Consider the following 2,194-nt stretch of genomic DNA (forward strand, 5'->3'; position numbering starts at 1 on the left):
GAAAGACTGCAAAGAAAAGGCCTGTGTCAAGGAGAGGGTAGTAGCACCTTGCTCTCCTTTGCCTTCAGAGAAACCGGAAGCAATGGCGTCTGCTACTCTCCTCAAGTCATCTTTCCTTCCCAAGAAGTCTGAATGGGGTGCCACCCGCCAGGCTGCCGCCCCCAAGCCGGTGACTGTCTCCATGGTTGTCCGCGCTGGTGCCTACGACGATGAGCTTGTCAAGACCGCGAAAACCATTGCATCACCAGGAAGGGGTATCCTTGCCATGGATGAGTCGAACGCGACCTGCGGTAAGAGGCTTGCGTCAATTGGCCTTGAGAACACCGAGGCCAACCGCCAGGCTTACCGGACCCTCCTTGTCACCGCACCGGGCTTGGGACAGTACATCTCCGGTGCTATCCTCTTCGAGGAGACTCTGTACCAGTCAACTGTAGATGGCAAGAAGATTGTCGACATCCTCACTGAGCAGAAAATCGTTCCAGGTATCAAGGTCGACAAGGGTCTTGTGCCCCTTGCTGGCTCCAACAACGAGTCATGGTGCCAAGGTCTCGACGGCCTTGCCTCGCGCGAGGCGGCATACTACCAGCAGGGCGCTCGCTTCGCCAAGTGGCGCACTGTTGTCAGCATCCCCAACGGCCCATCTGAACTCGCCGTGAAGGAGGCTGCCTGGGGCCTTGCCCGCTACGCCGCCATTTCTCAGGACAACGGGCTGGTGCCGATTGTCGAGCCTGAGATCCTCCTCGACGGTGAGCATGGCATCGACAGGACCTTCGAGGTGGCGCAGAAGGTGTGGGCGGAGACCTTCTTCTACATGGCCGAGAACAATGTGATGTTCGAGGGCATCCTCCTCAAGCCAAGCATGGTGACACCCGGTGCCGAGTGCAAGGACAGGGCCACCCCTGAGCAAGTATCTGACTACACCCTCAAGCTCCTCCACAGAAGGATCCCCCCTGCCGTCCCCGGCATCATGTTCTTGTCGGGTGGGCAGTCGGAGGTGGAGGCGACGCAGAACCTGAACGCGATGAACCAGGGGCCCAACCCGTGGCACGTGTCGTTCTCGTACGCGAGGGCGCTGCAGAACACGTGCCTCAAGACGTGGGGCGGGCAGCCGGAGAACGTGAAGGCGGCGCTCTCACTGCATCAATGGCCGCGGCCACCATGGCGCTCTCCTCCCCGGTGATGGCCCGCGCGGCGCCGTCGACCTCCTCCGCGCTCTTCGGCGAGGCGCGGATCACCATGCGCAAGACCGCCGCGAAGCCCAAGCCGGCGGCGTCGTCGGGGAGCCCGTGGTACGGCGCCGACCGCGTCCTCTACCTCGGCCCGCTCTCCGGCGAGCCGCCGAGCTACCTCACCGGCGAGTTCCCGGGCGACTACGGGTGGGACACCGCGGGGCTCTCCGCCGACCCGGAGACGTTCGCCAAGAACCGGGAGCTGGAGGTGATCCACTCCCGGTGGGCGATGCTGGGCGCGCTCGGCTGCGTCTTCCCGGAGCTCCTCGCCCGGAACGGCGTCAAGTTCGGCGAGGCCGTGTGGTTCAAGGCGGGCTCGCAGATCTTCAGCGAGGGCGGGCTCGACTACCTCGGCAACCCGAGCCTGATCCACGCGCAGAGCATCCTCGCCATCTGGGCGGTGCAGGTGGTGCTCATGGGCGCCGTCGAGGGGTACCGCATCGCCGGCGGGCCGCTCGGCGAGGTCGTCGACCCGCTCTACCCCGGCGGCGCCTTCGACCCGCTCGGCCTCGCCGATGACCCCGAGGCGTTCGCGGAGCTCAAGGTGAAGGAGATCAAGAACGGCCGCCTCGCCATGTTCTCCATGTTCGGCTTCTTCGTCCAGGCCATCGTCACCGGCAAGGGCCCCCTCGAGAACCTCGCCGACCACCTCGCCGACCCCGTCAACAACAACGCCTGGGCCTACGCCACCAACTTCGTCCCCGGCAAGTGAGCGCCGCCGCCGCCGTGCTGCCATGGCGACGCATCGCCTTCAGCTAAGCTAGCTAGGTTGACGACGATGCGCGTCTCTGCAGGAGAGTGTGCGTGTGTGTACGCGGTGCAGTAGATGTACGTACGTGTACCGTATAGATGTACGTATTCGTGTGGACCGCGTGGATGGATGTACGAGTATTGGAGAGAGGGTGAGATCTGTACGTATTCGTGTGGACCGCGTGGATGGATGTACGAGTATTGGAGAGAGGGTG

At 63.5% G+C, this 2,194-nt stretch carries 2 protein-coding genes; both read left to right on the forward strand.

Going from position 1 to position 2,194, the window contains the following annotated elements; all coding sequences use genetic code 11:
• Window positions 1-1,180, forward strand: a 1,180-nt coding sequence (locus OKA04_RS24840) for a class I fructose-bisphosphate aldolase (protein WP_264503836.1), incomplete at its 5' end; no start/stop codon positions are given.
• Window positions 1,159-1,941 carry a chlorophyll a-b binding protein gene (locus OKA04_RS24845; protein WP_264503837.1) on the forward strand — a complete coding sequence of 261 codons (783 nt, stop codon included), beginning with the start codon at window positions 1,159-1,161 and terminating at the stop codon, window positions 1,939-1,941. The genes OKA04_RS24840 and OKA04_RS24845, both read left to right, overlap by 22 nt.
• Window positions 1,942-2,194 lie beyond the last annotated feature (253 nt).

It is taken from the genome of Luteolibacter flavescens, assembly GCF_025950085.1.
In the GTDB taxonomy this organism is placed as follows: Bacteria; Verrucomicrobiota; Verrucomicrobiia; order Verrucomicrobiales; family Akkermansiaceae; genus Haloferula; species Haloferula flavescens.